Source organism: Arthrobacter sp. 179 (assembly GCF_052379645.1).
Classification (GTDB): Bacteria; Actinomycetota; Actinomycetes; order Actinomycetales; family Micrococcaceae; genus Arthrobacter_H.
The window spans coordinates 1-16,904 of the sequence record NZ_JBQSYU010000006.1 but is presented as its reverse complement, the minus strand read 5'-3'; the positions used below and the strand labels follow the sequence as shown (position 1 = coordinate 16,904).

Below are 16,904 nucleotides of genomic sequence, written 5' to 3'. Positions count from 1 at the left end.
CGTCATCCACCCTGGACCAGTACGGGAGAACACGATGACTGAACCTGACGAGGCACTCGACGGACGCGAACGTCTCCAGTGGACCCATAGTTTGAGTCGTGCCGGTGAGTGGGCCCGCAGCATCCTGTACCTTCTGGTGTTGGTGGCCGTCGTCGTCTTCGGGCTCCTGCAGATCACCGTCGTGATCGTGCCGCTCTTCTTGGCGCTGATCCTCGCGGCGGCCATCAACCCGCTCGTGATCTGGCTGCGCCACCACGGCTGGTCGGCGGGGCCAGCCACGGGCACCGCCTTCGCTGCCTTGCTCATCGCCTTCGGGGCCATCCTGCTCGGAGTCATCACGACGATCCGTGCCGAATGGGGGTCCCTGGCGGACCAGGCGGGGGACCGGACCAAGGACCTGTGGACCGCGCTGAAAAATAGTCCGTTGCCGGTCAACGACGCGACGCTGAAGCATGCCCAGCAATCCTTCCAGCAGCTGTTGGGCAGCGATGCAACACAGGACCAGGCCATGGCCGGCGCGGCGCTCGTCTCGGAAATGGCGACGGGCTTCGTGCTGATGGCCGTCATCCTGTTCTTCTTCCTCAAGGACGGCGGGAAGATGTGGGCCTTTGCCATAAGAAAGCTGCGCGGCCGGCAGCTCGCCAAGGTGCGGATCGCCGGGCGACGGATCACCGCCGTTTTGGGCGGCTACGTCCGGGGGACGGCCATCGTCGCCGCAGTGGACGCCGTCCTGATCGGGGCCTGCCTGCTGATCCTCAAGGTACCTTTGGCGCTGCCGTTGATCGTCCTGATCTTCATCGGGGCCTTCATCCCCATCCTGGGTGCCACGGTCACCGGGATCCTGGCCTCCGTCGTCGCACTTTTAGGCGTCGGCCCGGTGGCGGCAGTCATCGTCCTGGTGGTGGTGGTCGTGGTGAACCAGCTCGAAGGCAACCTGCTGCAGCCGGTGGTGATGGGCCGCACGCTCCAGATCCACCCGCTGGTGGTCCTGCTCGCGCTGGCCACCGGCGCCGTGGTCGCCGGGGTTCTCGGGGCCATCCTCGCGGTCCCGTTCACGGCAGCAGCCTGGGCCGCCCTGCAGGTGTGGGCCGGGGTTCCGGCGGACCGCGCCGACGGGAGCCGATCGGTAGCTTCCTAGGCTGCGGCCCCGGTTTCGACCAGGAGCACACCCCCGATGATCAGGATGATGCCGCAGGTCATGACCCAGTTCAGCGGTTCACCGAAGAGGACCTTGCTGGCCAGAGCGGTCAACGCCACCCCCACGGCGGCCCAGATCCCGTAGGCGACGCCGAGGGCCAGCCCGGTCTGCAGTGCCAAGGCCAGGCAGGAGAAGGCGACGAGGTACCCGGTGGCGACGGCGCCGTACCAGCGGCGACTCCCGGACGTGGCCATGCGCAAGGACAAGGTGCCGGCGACTTCACTGACGATGGCCGCACCCAACAGGACCCAGCCGATCATGCTGGAGTCCCTTGCTGTTCAGGTGCACGCTCCGCGGCGCGTTGGGAACCGAGTTCGATGGTCAGCACCCCGGCAATGATCAGCCCCATCCCGGCGAGCATGGTGGCCGTCAATGGTTCGCCGAAGATGATTGCCGACAGGGCAGCAGTCAGGGCGACACCGCTGGCACCCCAGATGCCGTAGGCCACGCCCAAGGGCATCCCTTCGCGCAGGACGGCGGCGAGGAAGACGAAGGCCACCACGAATCCGACGGCGGTGAGGAAATACCAGCCGGGGTGTTCGACGGCGGCCTTCAGTGACACCGAGCCGGTGACCTCGGTGAGGATGGCCCCGGTCAACAGAAGCCACTTCTTCATGGCTGGTCCTCCAACAGTGAGACGGCGGCGGTGCGGATGGTCTCCAGCTCGTCCTGCGCTGGGGGCAGGATGTCGGTGGCGCTGGCGAACCAGATGCCGTCGGCCAACAGCCTGACCGCTGCCAACCGTCCGCGCAGGGCCGCCGATGCGCCGTCGGGCACGGCGAACCACGGGCCGAAGCGTTTACTCCACCGTTCGGTCAGCGGGTCGCGCAGGCGCGGATCGGTGAGCATCACCAGATCGGAGGCGTCGAAGTTCCGCTCCAGTGTCCATTCCAGATAGGCCGTGACCCGGTCGGTGGCCGTGGCCTGTTCCGGGGTATCTCCCAGACGGGCCGAAAGTTCGACGACCCATTGATCGATCACCGCGTCGACCAGCCCGAGCATGAGCGCTTCCTTGGTCCGGAAGTGGTACATCAGCCCGGGTTTGGTCAGCCCCGCCTCGCGGGCCGCCGATTCCAGGGAGACCGTGTCCCCCTGGCGCAGCAGGCGCAGGGAGGAATCGATGATCTGGTCGCGGGTATCGGCACTCATGCCCTTACTTTACCAACCGGAAGGTTGGTTCGTCATGCCGGGGTGGGTGACGCCGGATCCTCGTCGGCCGCGTCCGAGGGCGTCTCGGGGGCTTCCGGTGGGGGAGCGGGTTGGGTTTGTTCGCGCAGGTAGCGCAGGACGACGACTGCAACGGCGGTCACCGGCACGGCGAGGAAGGCCCCGATGATGCCGAAGAGAGTGAAGCCGAGTGTGACGGCCCCGATGACGACGGCCGGATGCAGATGCAGGGCCTTGCCCACGATGTAGGGCTGCAGCAGGTTCGCCTCGAGCTGCTGGACGGCCAGCACCACCACCAGGGTCGCCAGGGCGGTGGCCCAGCCGTGCGCCAGCAGGGCCACCAGGGTGGCCAGCAGGCCGGTGGAGACGGCGCCGATCACGGGGATGAATCCGGCGAAGAAGATCAGCAGCGCCAGCGGGAAGGCCAGCGGGACGTCCAGCAGCCACAGGCCCAACCCGATGAAGACGGCGTCGACCAGGGCCACGATGATCTGCGTCTTCAGGTAGGCGGACAGGGCCTGCCAGGCCTGTTCGCCCAGACGTCCGGCATGGACGTGGGTCTCCGGCGAGGTCCAGTGGAACACCCAGGGCAGGAAGCGCTCGCCGTCCTTGAGGCAGAAGAAGGTCAGCACCAGGGTCAGCAGCAGCACGACGATGAGGCTGGTCACCGATCCCAGACCCGAGGCGATGCCGAACAGGATGTCCTGCCAGCGGCCGCCCACCCAGCCCAGGATGTCCTCCAGGTTCTGCTGCAGGTCCACCCCGCTCAGATCCAGCGGCAAATCGCGCAGTTGCGTGGTGAAGCTGGTGAGGTTCTCCTGGGCGAGTGCGCCCAGGCGGCGGGTCCCTGAACCGAGGGCGGGGATGGCCGCCCAGATGACGCCCGCCACGACGGCCAACAACACCAGCAACGACAGTAGGGCGGCCAGCGCGCGGGGCATTGCCCGGTGGAGTCCCCGGCATAGCGGCCACAACAACGAGGACAGCAGCAGGGCCAGCAACAAAGGGAAGACCACCGCCCATAAGGTGCGCAGCAGCAGCCACAACACCACCAACCCGACGACCAGCACCAGGGACTTGGCGGTCCAGCGACTGGCCGTGGTGAGGCCGCGGGCCAATGAGCGGGGCGGGGCCTCGCTCATGAGCCGGCCCCCGGCAGGTCCAGGGATGCGGCGAAACGTTCCTTCTCGAGGCCGGTTTTCGGCATCACACCCCTCCTTGGAGTCGACGGGTCAGGGCCCAGTCTCACACCCCCTGCAGGGGATCACAACGACCGTGGGCCTCCAGACAGATGTGTCGGCTAGCGATCGAGGAAGTCCAGCAGCGCGGAGTTGAATTCCCCGGCGTGGGACACGATGAGTCCGTGGGGTGCTCCCTCGATGACGACGAGCTCGCTGTGGCCGATGGCTTCGTGGGTGCGCTGGCCAGAGCCTTCGAAGGGTACGACGCCGTCGCTATCGCCGTGGATCACGAGTGTAGGCACCGTGATGCTGGGTAGGTCCTCGCGGAAGTCGGTGGTGCCGAAGGCATCCATGCAGGCCACTGCGGCCGCCTCGTTGGACCGGCAGGACACGGCGATGGTTTCCTTCAGCTGGTCCTCGCTGACGCACAACTGGTCCCCGGCCGAGTAGAAGCCGGGGGTGAACCCCTCGAAGAAGGCGTTGCGGTCCGCTGTCAGTTGGGACTTCATCTCGTTGGCTTGCGCCTCCTCCAGCGGACCGTCCGGGTTCCCGTCGGTCTTGAGCAGGAAGGGCGGCACCCCCGCGGCGAAGATGATCGAGTGGAGGCGTTGCTCGCCGTGGGCCGAGACGTAGCGGGCGACCTCGCCGCCACCCATGGAGAACCCGACGAGGGTGACGTCCTTGAGGTCAAGCCCCTCCAGTAGTGCCGCGACGTCGGCCGCCAGCGCGTCGTAGTCGTAGCGTGCGGCCGGCTCGGAGGCGCCGAAACCGCGACGGTCGTAGGTGATGACGCGATGGCCCTTCTCGGCCAGCGGGCCCACCTGGTTGGCCCAGGAGGTGCCATCGAGCGGCCAGCCGTGGATCAGGACGACCGGACGGCCTTCGCCCGCCGTGTCCTGGTAGTTCAGCGTGTTTCCGTCGGCTCCGGTGATCTGTGGCATGGAAATCATCCTCTTCCTGGTCGGATGGGTGGGGTGGCATCCCCTTCCAGCCAACGTACGCATAAGCTCCCGGTGAAGTACAGGAGCCCTGCTCGTCCCCTCCACAGGATCCGTGCCGGTGATGGCTGTGCACAGGCGGGATCCCGTCGGGATGGGGTCGGAGGAAGAAAACTAAACTCGAATACATGTTCGAGTATGAGGTAGGAGAAAATGCCGGCGGAGCCCCGGGCTCCCCCGGGGTGTCCGACGCCGCGGCGGTTGCGGAGCCCGCGCTCGCCCGGATCGAGGCGGTGAGGGCGGCCCTGGCGCTCGGGGGAACCCGGTTGGGCGAAGCGGGTCTGGTGGATCTGCTTTCCGGGTTGGAAGCGGTGAAGTCGGCTGCCGGCGCCTATCCGGCGCGGGCGGCCGTGGCCCTGCGTGAGCGGGCGGTCAGACGCGAAGCGGCCGCCGGTGTCGACCCCGAAAAGCGTGGACAGGGGGTCGGCGCGCAGGTGGCATTGGCCCGGCGTGAGTCCCCGCATGAGGGCTCCCGGCTCCTGGGCTTCGCCCGGGCCATGGTGGATGAAATGCCCCATACCCATGAGGCGTTCCGCGCCGGGGAGATCAGCGAATGGCGCGCCACGTTGCTGGTGGGTGAGACCGCCTGCCTGGAGTTGGAGGACCGGAAAAAGGTCGATGCGGCCTTGATGGCCGATCCACGCACCATCGAGGGGGTCGGCAATCGGAAGCTGAAGGCCATGGCACGGCATCTGGCCGAGCAGGCCAGCCCGAAAGCAGCGGTCGAACGCGCCCGCCGGGCCGTGGGGGACCGGCATGTGAGCCTACGTCCGGCCCCGGACACCATGGCCATCCTGACCGGGTCCCTGCCCGTGGGCCAGGGGGTCGCGGTGCTGAAGGCACTGACCCGGGCCGCGGATCTCGCGACGGCAACCGGGGATGCGCGCAGCCGCGGCCAGATCATGGCCGACACGTTGGTGGAACGGGTCACCGGGCAGCAGCGGGCCGAGGGTATGCGCGTGGAGATCCAGCTGGTGATGACGGACCGGACGCTGTTCCAGGGCGATACGGAACCGGCACACCTGCAGGGCTATGGGGTCGTTCCGGCGCAGGTCGCCCGGGACATGATCCGCGAAGCGACTCGGGCTGCCCGTCTGTCGACAGCGACACCCCAGGAACCCACCGACGGGCAAGAGTCCAACGCGCCGCCCGGGCCCGACTCCCTGGCCTGGATCCGACGGCTCTATACGGCGCCTGCCACGGGGGAACTCGTGGGCCTGGATTCGCGGGCCAGACTGTTCCCGCGCGGCTTGCGGCGCTTCATCGAAGTACGGGACCAGACCTGCACCCGCCCGTGGTGCGATGCTCCCATCCGGCATATGGATCACATCCTGGCCTGGGCCGGAGGCGGGGCGACCGTCGCGGAAAACGGGCAGGGAACCTGTGTCCGCTGCAACCACACGAAGGAAGCGCTGAACTGGCACTCCCGCAAGGTCGCCGGAGCCCGGCACATGGTGGAAACCACAACGCCGACAGGACACGTCTACCGCTCGCAAGCACCAGCACTCCCCGGAACCGCCGACTGAGGCGACAGCAACCGCGGCACGCGAAAAGCGGCGGGCCGCCCGCGGCACCGTAGTCTGGTCCGCGTGAATCGATCCTTTACCCTCCTGGTCAACCGGGCTGCCGGCAGCGGCGACCCTCTGGCCGCGGCCGCCCGCGTGGAGCGGATCCTACGCGAGTCCGGGGCCCGGGTCGAAACCGTGGCCCCCTCGGGGCCGGCGGAGGGCAAAAGAGCCCTTGCCCAGGCCGTCATCCGCGGCGATGTGGTGGTCGCTGTCGGAGGTGACGGGACCGTCTCGGCGCTCGCCGGAGAAGTGGCCCGGCTCGGCGGGATCCTGGGGGTCATCCCCGCCGGACGGGGCAACGACTTCGCCAGGATGCTGGGATTGCCCACGGATCCTCACGCCGTGGCAACCATCCTGCTCGACGAGGAACCCGCGGAAACCGACCTCATCACCACCACCGCCCCCGACGGCACCTCACGAGTGGTGGCGGGTTCGATCTACGCAGGCATCGACGCAGTGGTCGCCGACCGGGTCGCCCGCGGGCACTGGCTGCCACGGTCGTGGCAGTATCCGCTGAACGGCCTGTACGCCTTGGCCACGTTCCGTCCCACCCGGTTGACCGTGGGCATCGACGGGACCGAGCGGATCTTCAAAGCGGCCTGCGTGGCCGTTGCCAATTCGGCCTACTACGGCTCGGGTATGCGCATTGCCCCGGAAGCCAGCATCGACGATGGACTCTTGGACATCGTGGTGATTGAGGCCTTCGGCCGGCTGGACATGATCCGGGCCTTGCCGAAGGTCTACGGAGGTACCCACGTCGACTTGCCCACGGTGCACACCTTCCGCGGCAGATCCATCACACTTTCGGCCGAGCCGGCGATTCTTTACGGGGGCGATGGCGAAACCGAGGGAATGGTCGGCAGCGGGGCGGTACTGATCGACGTTGTGCCTGCTGCCGTCCAGATTCTGCGCTAAGGCGGTACCTGCAGGGTTGCCTTGGTCACGGTTCGACATCTGGCGGCCTTGCCTCCCCTGCCGGGCGGGTCGAGACTGTACCTTGGGGCTTAAGACAGGTTCTTGGATGAATTCTGTCGCCTGCGAGAACGTATCAACAACTGGGGAGGGCGTCGGCCATGGTCTTTACGATCGTCATGAACATTCTTGGTCTAGCAATGGTCGCGGGGGTGGTGTCCGCGGTGATCAAAAAAGATCGGAACGCCAACGCCAACGCCATCGACGCCGAGTTCGATGATCTCTCCGAAGACCACAGCACGACGCCGGGGCGCGGTTTCTAGGTAGTCTGCTTCCAGATGGCCCGCCCGGCGACGTGCCGGATGCGGTCCTGGCTGCGGTGGCCCTAGCATGGCAGTCGTGAGCATCGAATCGGCCCTGCTGTCCTTCGCCGTCGTGGCCGCCCTGTTGACCATCATCCCGGGGCTGGACACCGTGCTGGTGCTGCGCGCTTCGATCAGCCAAGGACGCCGCCATGGCTACGCGACCGCATTGGGCGTCAACTCGGGTGCCATGCTCTGGGGCATTGCCGCTGCCGTCGGGGCATCGGCCTTGCTGGCCGCCTCCGAAACGGCGTTCACGATCCTCAAACTGGTCGGTGCCCTGTATATGGCCTGGCTGGGCGCGACCATGCTCTGGCGTTCGCTGGGTCGCACCCCACCCACGGTCGTTGCCGATCAACCCGTCGCGCGGGCCAGCCGAGGGCTGCTGTTCTCCTGGGCCAAGGGTGCGGGCACGAACCTGCTCAACCCCAAGGTCGGGGTCTTCTACATCGCGATGATCCCGCAGTTCATCCCCGCAGGAACCTCGACACTGCTCATGGGCATTGCGCTGGCCGGGGTGCACAACCTGTTGGCGCTGATCTGGTTCTCGCTGCTCATCAACGGAACCCATCTGGCCCGGGGAACCTTCCAGAAGCCGGGCTTCATCCGCTGGACCGACCGCGGCGCGGGAGTCGCACTGCTGGGGTTCGGGGCCTCGCTGGCGGTGAATAGCAGATAGTCCTGCGTTTGGCCTGCGGCCGGGGTCAGTCCCGGTCGGAGAGCCGGGCCGCGGTCACGGCACCGGTCGTGTAGGTCAGGGTTGCTGCCAGGACCAGGACCAGGGGAGCGGTCCAGCCCCCGGTGAGAGTGTTCAGCCAACCGACCAACGGCGGGGCTGCTGTCGCTGCGAGATAGCCGCCACCCTGGACGCGGGCCGACACCGAGGCTGCTTCGGCGTCGGAATGCGAGATCCGCGGGATGACGGAGAAGATCACGGTGAACCCGCCGCCCTGGGCGATGCCGCCGATGATCGACCACAGCACGAAGGCCTGCGGGGCGATCAGTAGCCCCACCGGCAGGATGATCCAGAAGACGGCCACGACGATCGCCGCCACCGACAACCTGGTGCGGTTCGCCAGCAACGGGACCCCGAAGGCGCCGAGGATCGCGGCGACCTGGAACAGCGAGGCCGAGGCCCCCGAGGCCGCCGGGGCCAGGCCGCGGGTCTCGGTGAGTAGCAGCGGCAGCCACGCCGTGGTGGCGTAGTAGGCCGCCGACTGCCCGCAGAAGGCGAAGACCAGCAGCGCCACGATGCGCTGGGTGTGGGCCCGCTGTTCCGGGCTGCGGGTCGGGGCCGCCGCCGGGCCAGTCGTCTTGCCCGCCATGCCGGGGGAAAACGGGGCCCCCGGGGCGTTGCGCCGTCGCAGGACCCAATAGATGAGTCCGACGGCGGTGACGATCGACCAGGCGGCGATCGCCCACCTCCAGCCGGCCACCCCGGCCAACGGTGCGGTGCCCAGCAGGGTCGCCATCGAGCCGACATTCATCGTGGCCGAATAGGCGGCCGTCGCCGAGGAGACCTTATTCCAGGGGACGTCCCGGCGGATCAGCACCGGGACCGCGATATTGCCCAGCGTCATGGCGGCGCCGATGACCGCGGTGCCGCCGAGCACCACCAGGGCCGGCCCCGAGGAGCGGATGAGCGTGCCGGCCATGATCCCGGCCAGGCAGAGCACGATCGTGGTTTCGGGGCCGAAACGGCGGATCACCCGCGACGCCAGCGGGGTGGCCAACGCGAAGAGGAGCACCGGCAGGCCGGTCAGCAGGCCCGCCCCGGCGGCACTGAGCCCGGTGCCTTCGCGGATGTCGGCGATCACCGCGGTGGGGGCGATGATCGGGGCGCGCAGGCTCAACGCGACCATGACGATCCCGGCGATGACCCACGGCAGGGCGGGCCGAACAGCGGTCGGCGGGCTCATCGGGTGGCCTCGGTATGGAAACGGTCCGAGGTGGCGACGAGGGCACCGGCGGCCAGCAGGGAACACCCGAGCAGGACGAACCCGAGGGGGAGCGCGCTCGTTGAACCGCCGAGGCCGCCCAACGGGGAGACGATCGCCCCCAGGGTGAATTGGGCGCCACCGAGCCAGGCCGAACCGCTGCCGGATATCTGCCTGACCTCGGCCAAGGCCAGCGAGGTGGTGTTGCCCATGACGAACCCGATGCTGCAGGTGGTGGCGAAAATCAGTGCTGCGAGTATCCAGCCGGGCGCGGCGAGTAGCGCGCAGAGGGTGAAGGCCACGGTGACGGTGACCAAGGTGGAGACGGCGACGGTGACGGTGCTGCGCAGGGGGATCCGGGTGGCGAGCCGGGCGGAGACCAACCCGGCGCTCATCATGCCCAGGGCGTTGGCGCCGAAGAGCAGGGCGAACGTTCCGGGGCTCAAACCGAGGACCCCCTGGTAGAGGAACGGGGAGGCCGAGATGTACCCCATGAGGATCCCGAACGCCGCCCCGAAGAGGACGATGTAGCCCACGAATCGGCGATGCCTCATGGCTTCGGCCAGGCCCCCGAACAGCGGTCCGGTGCGTCGGTGGGCCACCGGCAGCGTCTCGCGCACCTGCCACAGGGCGCCGAGCAGCATCACCACCGACATCACGGCGATCGCCCAGAGGACGGCCCGCCAACCTGAGGTCGTGAATATCAGGCTGCCCACCGAGGGGGCCACCGCCGGCGCCACCCCGCTGATGGTCATCATGATGGAAAACAGTCGGGCTGCCTGCCCGCCCACGGCGCGGTCGGAGATCACTGCGCGGGAGAGGACGACGCCGGCTGCCGCACTGAGCCCCTGCAGGAACCTGAATGCCGTGAGGGTTTCAATGGTGGGGGCCAAGGCCACCGCGACGGAGGACAGGACGAAAACGGAGGAGCCGATCAGCAGGGGGCGGACCCGCCCGAACCTGTCAGAGAGCGGGCCGAAGAGCAGCTGACCGGCGCCCATGCCCAGCAGGAAGCCGGTCAGGGTCAGCTGGATGGCCGAGGCGCTGACTCCGAACTCGCGGGCCATCTCGGGGAAGGCCGGTAAGTAGAGGTCGGTGGCTACCGGACCTGCCATCGACAACAACGCCAGCGCGGTGAGCAACAGTGCCGGGAACCTGAACGAGCGCCCCTCGACTGCGGTGGATCGGCTCTCGGGCATGGGCCGATGCTATCGCCGCTGCCTGTCACGCGCGGGATTCTGGACGACGTGTGACGCGGTGTTCCTGGCCACGGAGAGCACCAGCCCGATGGCGGCCAGCGAGACCAAGAGCGATGAGCCGCCGTAGGAGATGAAGGTCAGGGGGACCCCGGTCACGGGGGTCAGCCCGATGACCATGGCGATGTTCAGGATGGCCTGGAACACCAACCAGATGAGGGTGACCGAGCAGATGCAGCGGGAAAACGTCGTCGTGGTCCGCAGGGAGACCTTGTGGATCGCCACGGCCAAGACTCCGAAGAGCAGCAGTACCGCCAAGGATCCGAGCAATCCGAGTTCCTCACCGAGGATGGCGAAAATGAAGTCGGTGTGGCCCTCCGGAATCCAATGCCATTTCTGCCGGCTTTGTCCGAGCCCGACGCCCCACCAGCCTCCGGAAGCCAACGCATACTGACCCTGCAGGCCTTGCCGGCAGAGTTCCGCGCCCTCGGCACAGTTGGCCCAGCTCAATAGGCGCATCAGCCGGTTGGGGCTCAGCAGGGCAGCGGCCACGGCGATGAGACCGGATCCGGCGAGGAGCACCGCCAGCTTGCGCAGGGGGAGGCCGGCATAGAACAGGGTGGCGAGCATGATGAGCATCAGCATCATGGTGGTGCCCAGGTCCTTCTCGAGCAGGACCAGGACCACCATGGCACCGATCCCGAGGAGGTAGGGGACGATCAGATGCGACCAACGACCCAGCAGGGAACGTTTGGCGTCGATGATCTGGGCCCCCCAGAGGAGGGCGGCCAGCTTGGCCAGTTCCGAGGGCTGGAGACTGATGGCGCCCAAGGAGATCCACCGTCGAGCCCCGTTGACCTCCTGGCCGAGCGGGGTCTGAACCAGCAACAACAGCACCAGGGTGCCACCGAAGAGTGGCCAGGCCAGTTTCCTGAGCTGTTGGATCCGCAGGCGCGAAAGCAACCACATCGCTCCCAACCCCAGCGCTGCGGCCAGACCCTGTTTGATGAGGTGCCGGTAGGAGGTGGAGGAATCTCCGACGGCTGAGGCGGAGAGCACCATGAATAGGCCCAGGGCTGTCAGGATCACGGTGACGATGATGATGATCCGGTACTCGGGGCCGGAGGAAGCACGGCGGGCGGTTGGCTGGACGTCAGGGTCTATTTCACGCAAGGCAGTGCACCTCCCCGCAATGGGCCGTGCCAATCGTCGTAGGACCGACTGCCCTCTGAAGTGGAATCCGCTGGGGTTTGATCGGCGGCGGGGCTGCCGGGACTCCGGGCTGGAGTCGGCGGAGAAGACTTGGAAGCTGGGCCGTCAGTGGAGGGGCCCCCGGCATGTTCCGGCGAGGAGGCCTCGGAGCCGGGGACGGCGATGAGATCCTTCACGGTGCGGCGGATCTTTTCACTGTCGACGAGGTTGATGGACTCGCCGGAGGCTGAGGTGCCGAAGCCTTCGATGGGCAGGGTGACGAACTCGGCGTTCCCGCCGAGCAAGGACGTGGCCTGACGCGAAAACCGGATGATGTTCAGGTCGGAGTCCACGGCGATATTTGAATCGGCGGCATCAAGGATGCGTTGGAGCTTCGCCGGGTTGGTCAACGTGCTGGTCTGTTTCAGCTGATGGGCCAGGGAGGCGATGAATGCCTGTTGGCGACGGCTGCGGTCCAGATCGGTGAAGTTCAGCTCCGGGTGGGCGGTGTCGCGACGCTGACGGACGAAGGCGACTGCCTCCTCGGCGTCGATCTCCTGCTCTCCGGCAACGAAATCGGCACCGGAATACGTGTCTGAGGTGTTCTGGTTCAGGCAGACTGTCATGGGGGCTACGGCACGGGCCAGGTCGAGGAAGGCGACCATGGTGACTTCGAGAAAATGGTCGACGTTCACGTCGAGGAAGGCCGAGACCGTCTCGATCTGGGCTTTTCGTCCGGCGTCACGGCTGCGCTGGTGAGCCTCTGGCTCGCCGTCGGTTCCTTCACTGACCTGTCGCTGGTGCTCTTCGGCGAAACCATATCCATAAGCTTGCTTGATCTTGGCCTGCCGCGGACCCGCAGAAAGACCCTCCATGGAGACGAAGTCATCGCGGGGTATCGACATGATGGTCGCGTGCCCACCGGAGGCCGGGACATGGAGCAGCATCAGGACATTGGAATTAAACCCACCGGTTGAGGCGTCGCCGGAGTGCAGAGCTTCGTAGTCCGCGGCAGCCAATGCATTGCCCTGCTGGTCGAGCCGACTATCGAGCCCCATGAGCAGGATGTTGGTGTCCTCGGATAACGGCACTACCGGTTCTCCCGTCTCGGCGGCAGAGGCATCGGACAGGACATCCGAACGATGCAGACCGTTCTCGAAGGAGACGTATTTGACCGCAACGAAACCGCCAGCCAGGAGGAGGAGGACAACCACGGTCATGGCCAGGATGGTGGTACGGCGACGTCGTCGCCGTCGGGCACGGATCATCAACTGCTCATTCAGCGGTTTACGGCGCGGTCCGAGACCGGTCGGCATATGGCTGGAGATCTCTTCCACCTCGAAATTGTGGGGGTGGGCACGATTGGCCCGCACGTTTCGACATACCGTAGTTTCGTTTTCGTTGGGACGTCCAATAGCCTCCACGTCCGGAATCATGCGGATGCTGCAAGTCTGCGCACTGGGCTAGCGTGGGGGCATGAACCATGGCCAGTTGGAAGCGATGCTCGCCGTGGTCGACCACGGGTCCTATGCCGCCGCCGCTGATCTGTTGCAGATCAGCCAGCCTTCGCTCTCGAAGCGCCTCAAGCATTTGGAACAGTCGTTGGGAGTTCCCGTGTTCGTCAGGGTCGGGCGAAAGATGATGATCACCGACTTCGGACGCGATATTCTCGCTCCGGCACGACGGATGGTGCGTGAAGTGGCCGAGGTCCGGGCCGTCACGCAATCAACGCGCGGTCTGACTGCTGGCACCCTGAGGATCGCCGGTCTTCCGTCCCTGGTGTCCACCCATGTCCCCGGACTGCTGGGCAGGTTCCATCGGCGCTATCCGGATGTGCGCGTCGAGGTTACCGGCGTGGATGACCCCCAGGAGCTCGTGGACGCGGTGCGGCTGGCCCGCTTTGACATCGCCGTCGGAGATACCTCCCATGTGGGCGATGACCTCGCCGTCCTGCCGCTCGAAGGCCAGGAGTTTGTGGCCGTTTTGGCTGGCGCCGACGAATCCGCCGACCTGCACGCCGGAGAGCCGATGGAGGTGGATGCCAGGGTGTTGGCCGAACGGACATTGGTGACCCTGCCGCGTGGCACCTCCACCCGCTCGGTCACCGACGCTGTCTATGCGCATTGGGGTGTCCAGCCGCCGCAGGTCATCATGACCACGCAACGCGATGCCCTGATCCACCTGGCGATCGCCGCCGGGGGATTGACTGTGGTGCCGCGGATTCTAGCCGAAGCCACCCACGCCAGCGGAGCCCGCCTAGGCGCCTTCAACCACCGGGTCAACCGCCCCATCGGGTTGATCTACCGCGGCGATGCCTTCCTTTCGCCGGTCTTGAGGCGTTTTCTTGAACTCAATACTCGGCCCTAGTCGAACGTGCTCCATTAACTGATGTCGCGAAGACAGTAATGGTGGTATTGTGTCTTCAGGACATCAAATGAGGCCACTGCCCAGAGCAGCGACCGGGAAGTAGGGGATGAACATGCTTTTCGAAGACAGCGTGGCACTGGTGACGGCCGCCGGTGCGGGAATTGGCAAGGCCATTGCGGTCCGCCTGGCCGCCGAGGGCGCCGCGGTCGTCGTTTCGGATATCAATGACGAGGCCGGTGAAGCGGTGGTCGCCGAAATCGTCGAAGCCGGAGGACGGGCCGTCTACCAGCGGGCCAACGTCGCCGATCCGGAGGAAGTCGCAGGCCTGATCGACGTCGCCGTGAAGACCTTTGGCGGGCTTCACCTCGCGGTAAACAACGCAGGCATCGGCGTCATGCCACGCCGGATCGAAGAGACCGAGAACTCCGACTTCGACCGCGTCATGTCAGTCACTCTGCGCGGTACCTTCCTGGCGATGAAATCCCAGATCGGACACTTCCGCTCTCAGGGGAGTGGCTCCATCGTCAACGTCGCCTCGATCGCCGGCGTGCAGTCCACGCCGATGCTCACCCCGTACGGGGCGTCCAAGCACGGGGTGGTCAGCCTGACCCGGAGCGTCGCCATGGAGAATGCGCCCGAGGGCATCCGGGTCAACGCCGTGGCCCCCGGGGCCATCGAAACCGCCTCGCTGGCCTCCTTGCCGGCCGAGGCCAAGGCCGAGCACAGCTCCAAGATCCCGATGAAGCGCCTGGGACAGCCGGCGGAGATCGCCAACGCCGTGGCCTGGCTGCTCAGCGACGAAGCCAGCTTCGTGACCGGCGTCGTGCTCCCCGTCGATGGTGGAACCGTCCATGACGACTAACGAGACGGACTACCGGCCGGCACTGATTGCCGCCCTGACCCGCATCCTGGGCGAATGGACGGCGCCGGGATTCCTTACAGGGGTCGCCGCCCGTGAAGGAGTCCATCTGGACCCGCCGGCGATCGTCATGGTCACCGTGATCGCCCAGAAGGGCCCCCAACGCCCCTCGGCGCTCGCCGCCCACCTGGTGACCGGCCCCTCCAACATCAGCAAGATCATCCGGCGCCTCTCCGAGGCCGGGCTGGTCGTCAGGGCCACCGACCCCGAGGATGCCCGGGCTCAGCGAGTGCAGCTGACGCCCGCAGGAGAGCACGTCGCCGCGGCTTTCGTGAAAGCCGGAGACGGGATGGTCGACGAATTACTTGAAGGATGGAGCGAAGCCGACCGGCGGACGTTCGTGACCTTGCTCGAACGTTTTGCCGTCGCCTCAACATCCTTCGCAGGAACGCTCGGAACCACCGAACCACCCACCACAGGAGAAATATCATGAGCCGCACTTATGTCATCACCGGAGCAGGATCGGGCATCGGGGCCGCCACCGCGCAATTGCTGCGCGAACGCGGGGAAATCGTCATCGGCGTGGACCTGAAGGGGGCAGAGATCGATGCCGATCTGAGCACCCCCGAGGGCCGCAGCTCGGGCGTCGAACGCGCCATAGACCTGGCCGAAGGCCGCATCGACGCCGTCATCGCCTGCGCCGGGATCTCCATGCCCAAACCGCTCACCGTGAAGGTCAACTACTTCGGGGTTACCGAGTTCCTCGATCAGCTGGCACCGACCCTGGCCAACAGCGATTCCCCCCGAGCCGTCGTCGTCAGCTCCATGGCCTCGCTGCAGCCCAATTCCCCCGAGCTGGTCGACGCGTTGCTCGCCGGGGACGAGGACCGCGCGGTGGAGATCGGCACCGCACTGGCCGAGGCCGGCCCCGAGCAGGGCTACCTGAACTACCCCTCCAGCAAGCGGGCCCTCTCCCGCTGGGTGCGTCGGGCCTGCATCACCGAGCGGTACGCCGGCGCCGGCATCCCGTTGAATGCGATCGCACCGGGCACCGTGATCTCCCCGATGACCACTGAGCTGCTCTCCACCCCCGAAGGCCGGGCCATGGTGGATCAGCACGTGCCGATGCCGTTGAATTACCACTCGGAATCGATCGTGCTGGCCCGGCTGCTGGCCTGGTTGACGAGCGTGGAAAATACGCACGTCACCGGTCAGACGATCTACGCCGATGGCGGCGCAGACGCCTCGCTGCGCGGAGACGATATCTGGAGCTAGCCTCTTCCGGTCCACCACGACGCCTCCGACGCCCCCGCTCCCACGGGCCGCCGGAGGCGTCGTGCGTGGTCGGGTGAGGGGTGTGGCCAGGAGGCCGATTGGGTCCAACCGACGAAAAAATGCTAACGTATAGGTTCGCCATTTTCCGGGAGCAATCCCGGGGAACCCCTTCCTGACCCGGGTGGCCGGACTGTGTCGCAGTCCGCGTGCCGAACGCGCACCATGGCGCGGGTCTCCAAGAACTTTATTCGGTAGTCGCTTCGCACCCGGCTGCGTTCAATCAGCTAAGTGAGACACACATGACTGAGCCCACCCCCCCTGACCACCCCCGAGGCTGATGCGCCTCCCTCCGCTTTGGCTGCGGGGCTTGACCGCAAGGTCGCCGGCATCAGCATCGGCATCGTCGTCCTCTTCGTCGCGGCAAGCCTCGGATTCCCCGACTGGACCGCCAACGTCATCAACTCCGGTTTCAGCGGTGCCGCCAAATGGTTCGGCGCCTACTGGCAGTACCTGCTGCTGATCACCTTCTTCGTGGCGATCATCCTGGCCTTCACCCCGTACGCGAAGGCGCGCCTGGGATTCGAAAAGCCGGAATTCAGCAGGTTCAAATGGGTCTCCATGATCATGTGCACCCTGCTGGCCGGCGGTGGCGTGTTCTGGGCCGCTGCCGAGCCGATCGCCCACTACATCTCC

Annotated in this window: 19 protein-coding genes; 10 read left to right on the top strand and 9 right to left on the bottom strand. The window is 66.7% G+C overall.

Annotated features, from left to right (window positions below):
* Nucleotides 1-34 precede the first annotated feature (34 nt).
* Nucleotides 35-1,138 carry an AI-2E family transporter gene (locus ACT3UE_RS05445; RefSeq protein ID WP_444566338.1) on the top strand — a complete coding sequence of 368 codons (1,104 nt, stop codon included), beginning with the start codon at nucleotides 35-37 and terminating at the stop codon, nucleotides 1,136-1,138.
* On the opposite strand, the gene ACT3UE_RS05440 is transcribed toward ACT3UE_RS05445, so the two are convergent.
* The 5 genes from ACT3UE_RS05440 to ACT3UE_RS05420 form a co-directional block, all read right to left on the bottom strand.
* Nucleotides 1,135-1,458, bottom strand: coding sequence for a DMT family transporter (locus ACT3UE_RS05440; RefSeq protein WP_443348668.1), 324 nt, complete (start codon nucleotides 1,456-1,458; stop codon nucleotides 1,135-1,137). The two genes, ACT3UE_RS05445 and ACT3UE_RS05440, sit on opposite strands and share 4 nt — an antisense overlap.
* Complete coding sequence (locus tag ACT3UE_RS05435; RefSeq protein ID WP_441380753.1) at nucleotides 1,455-1,814, bottom strand: DMT family transporter; 360 nt, start codon at nucleotides 1,812-1,814, stop codon at nucleotides 1,455-1,457. Before ACT3UE_RS05435 ends, ACT3UE_RS05440 begins: the two co-directional genes overlap by 4 nt.
* On the bottom strand, nucleotides 1,811-2,347 hold the full coding sequence (locus ACT3UE_RS05430) for a TetR/AcrR family transcriptional regulator (protein ID WP_444566337.1): 537 nt from the start codon (nucleotides 2,345-2,347) through the stop codon (nucleotides 1,811-1,813). Before ACT3UE_RS05430 ends, ACT3UE_RS05435 begins: the two co-directional genes overlap by 4 nt.
* 32 nt (nucleotides 2,348-2,379) lie before the next feature.
* Nucleotides 2,380-3,507 (bottom strand): AI-2E family transporter, encoded by a 1,128-nt coding sequence (locus tag ACT3UE_RS05425; RefSeq protein WP_087000793.1) that lies wholly within the window; start codon nucleotides 3,505-3,507, stop codon nucleotides 2,380-2,382.
* A gap of 158 nt (nucleotides 3,508-3,665) precedes the next feature.
* Complete coding sequence (locus tag ACT3UE_RS05420) at nucleotides 3,666-4,487, bottom strand: alpha/beta fold hydrolase (RefSeq protein ID WP_086994457.1); 822 nt, start codon at nucleotides 4,485-4,487, stop codon at nucleotides 3,666-3,668.
* Nucleotides 4,488-4,672: 185 nt separating this feature from the next.
* Here ACT3UE_RS05420 and ACT3UE_RS05415 point away from each other — a divergent pair, with 185 nt between their 5' ends.
* The 4 genes from ACT3UE_RS05415 (at nucleotide 4,673) to ACT3UE_RS05400 (ending at nucleotide 8,065) form a co-directional block, all read left to right on the top strand.
* Entirely contained in the window at nucleotides 4,673-6,070 is a 1,398-nt protein-coding gene (locus ACT3UE_RS05415; RefSeq protein ID WP_444566336.1) for a DUF222 domain-containing protein, read from the top strand.
* Nucleotides 6,071-6,133: 63 nt separating this feature from the next.
* Nucleotides 6,134-7,027: a diacylglycerol/lipid kinase family protein gene (locus ACT3UE_RS05410; protein WP_444555155.1), complete on the top strand. Its 894-nt coding sequence runs from the start codon at nucleotides 6,134-6,136 to the stop codon at nucleotides 7,025-7,027.
* A 158-nt stretch (nucleotides 7,028-7,185) separates the two neighbouring features.
* Nucleotides 7,186-7,347 (top strand): hypothetical protein, encoded by a 162-nt coding sequence (locus tag ACT3UE_RS05405; protein WP_441380806.1) that lies wholly within the window; start codon nucleotides 7,186-7,188, stop codon nucleotides 7,345-7,347.
* Nucleotides 7,348-7,414: 67 nt separating this feature from the next.
* Nucleotides 7,415-8,065 (top strand): LysE family translocator, encoded by a 651-nt coding sequence (locus tag ACT3UE_RS05400; RefSeq protein WP_444555156.1) that lies wholly within the window; start codon nucleotides 7,415-7,417, stop codon nucleotides 8,063-8,065.
* 25 nt (nucleotides 8,066-8,090) lie between these two features.
* Here the strand turns inward: ACT3UE_RS05400 and ACT3UE_RS05395 are convergent, their stop codons facing one another.
* The 4 genes from ACT3UE_RS05395 to ACT3UE_RS05380 are packed head-to-tail and all read right to left on the bottom strand — an operon-like array spanning nucleotide 8,091 to nucleotide 13,047.
* A complete protein-coding gene (locus ACT3UE_RS05395) occupies nucleotides 8,091-9,305 on the bottom strand; it encodes an MFS transporter (protein WP_444566335.1) in 1,215 nt (404 codons plus the stop codon).
* Nucleotides 9,302-10,522 (bottom strand): multidrug effflux MFS transporter, encoded by a 1,221-nt coding sequence (locus ACT3UE_RS05390; protein ID WP_444566334.1) that lies wholly within the window; start codon nucleotides 10,520-10,522, stop codon nucleotides 9,302-9,304. Before ACT3UE_RS05390 ends, ACT3UE_RS05395 begins: the two co-directional genes overlap by 4 nt.
* 9 nt (nucleotides 10,523-10,531) lie before the next feature.
* The gene (ftsW, locus tag ACT3UE_RS05385; protein ID WP_444566333.1) at nucleotides 10,532-11,692 is read right to left on the bottom strand and encodes a putative lipid II flippase FtsW; all 1,161 of its coding nucleotides are present in this window, start codon (nucleotides 11,690-11,692) and stop codon (nucleotides 10,532-10,534) included.
* Nucleotides 11,680-13,047 (bottom strand): LCP family protein, encoded by a 1,368-nt coding sequence (locus ACT3UE_RS05380; protein WP_443427313.1) that lies wholly within the window; start codon nucleotides 13,045-13,047, stop codon nucleotides 11,680-11,682. The genes ftsW and ACT3UE_RS05380 overlap by 13 nt, the downstream gene beginning before the upstream one ends.
* A 139-nt stretch (nucleotides 13,048-13,186) precedes the next feature.
* Between ACT3UE_RS05380 and ACT3UE_RS05375 the strand changes: the two genes are divergently transcribed.
* The 5 genes from ACT3UE_RS05375 to ACT3UE_RS05355 all read left to right on the top strand — a co-directional run.
* Nucleotides 13,187-14,077: a LysR family transcriptional regulator gene (locus ACT3UE_RS05375; protein WP_443411686.1), complete on the top strand. Its 891-nt coding sequence runs from the start codon at nucleotides 13,187-13,189 to the stop codon at nucleotides 14,075-14,077.
* Between the two features lie 112 nt (nucleotides 14,078-14,189).
* Nucleotides 14,190-14,939: an SDR family NAD(P)-dependent oxidoreductase gene (locus tag ACT3UE_RS05370; RefSeq protein ID WP_444566332.1), complete on the top strand. Its 750-nt coding sequence runs from the start codon at nucleotides 14,190-14,192 to the stop codon at nucleotides 14,937-14,939.
* Nucleotides 14,929-15,429 carry a MarR family winged helix-turn-helix transcriptional regulator gene (locus ACT3UE_RS05365; protein ID WP_444566331.1) on the top strand — a complete coding sequence of 167 codons (501 nt, stop codon included), beginning with the start codon at nucleotides 14,929-14,931 and terminating at the stop codon, nucleotides 15,427-15,429. Before ACT3UE_RS05370 ends, ACT3UE_RS05365 begins: the two co-directional genes overlap by 11 nt.
* Entirely contained in the window at nucleotides 15,426-16,211 is a 786-nt protein-coding gene (locus ACT3UE_RS05360; protein WP_444566330.1) for an SDR family oxidoreductase, read from the top strand. Before ACT3UE_RS05365 ends, ACT3UE_RS05360 begins: the two co-directional genes overlap by 4 nt.
* 354 nt (nucleotides 16,212-16,565) lie before the next feature.
* Nucleotides 16,566-16,904 (top strand): BCCT family transporter (locus ACT3UE_RS05355; RefSeq protein WP_444566329.1); only part of this gene is annotated, 339 nt, incomplete at its 3' end.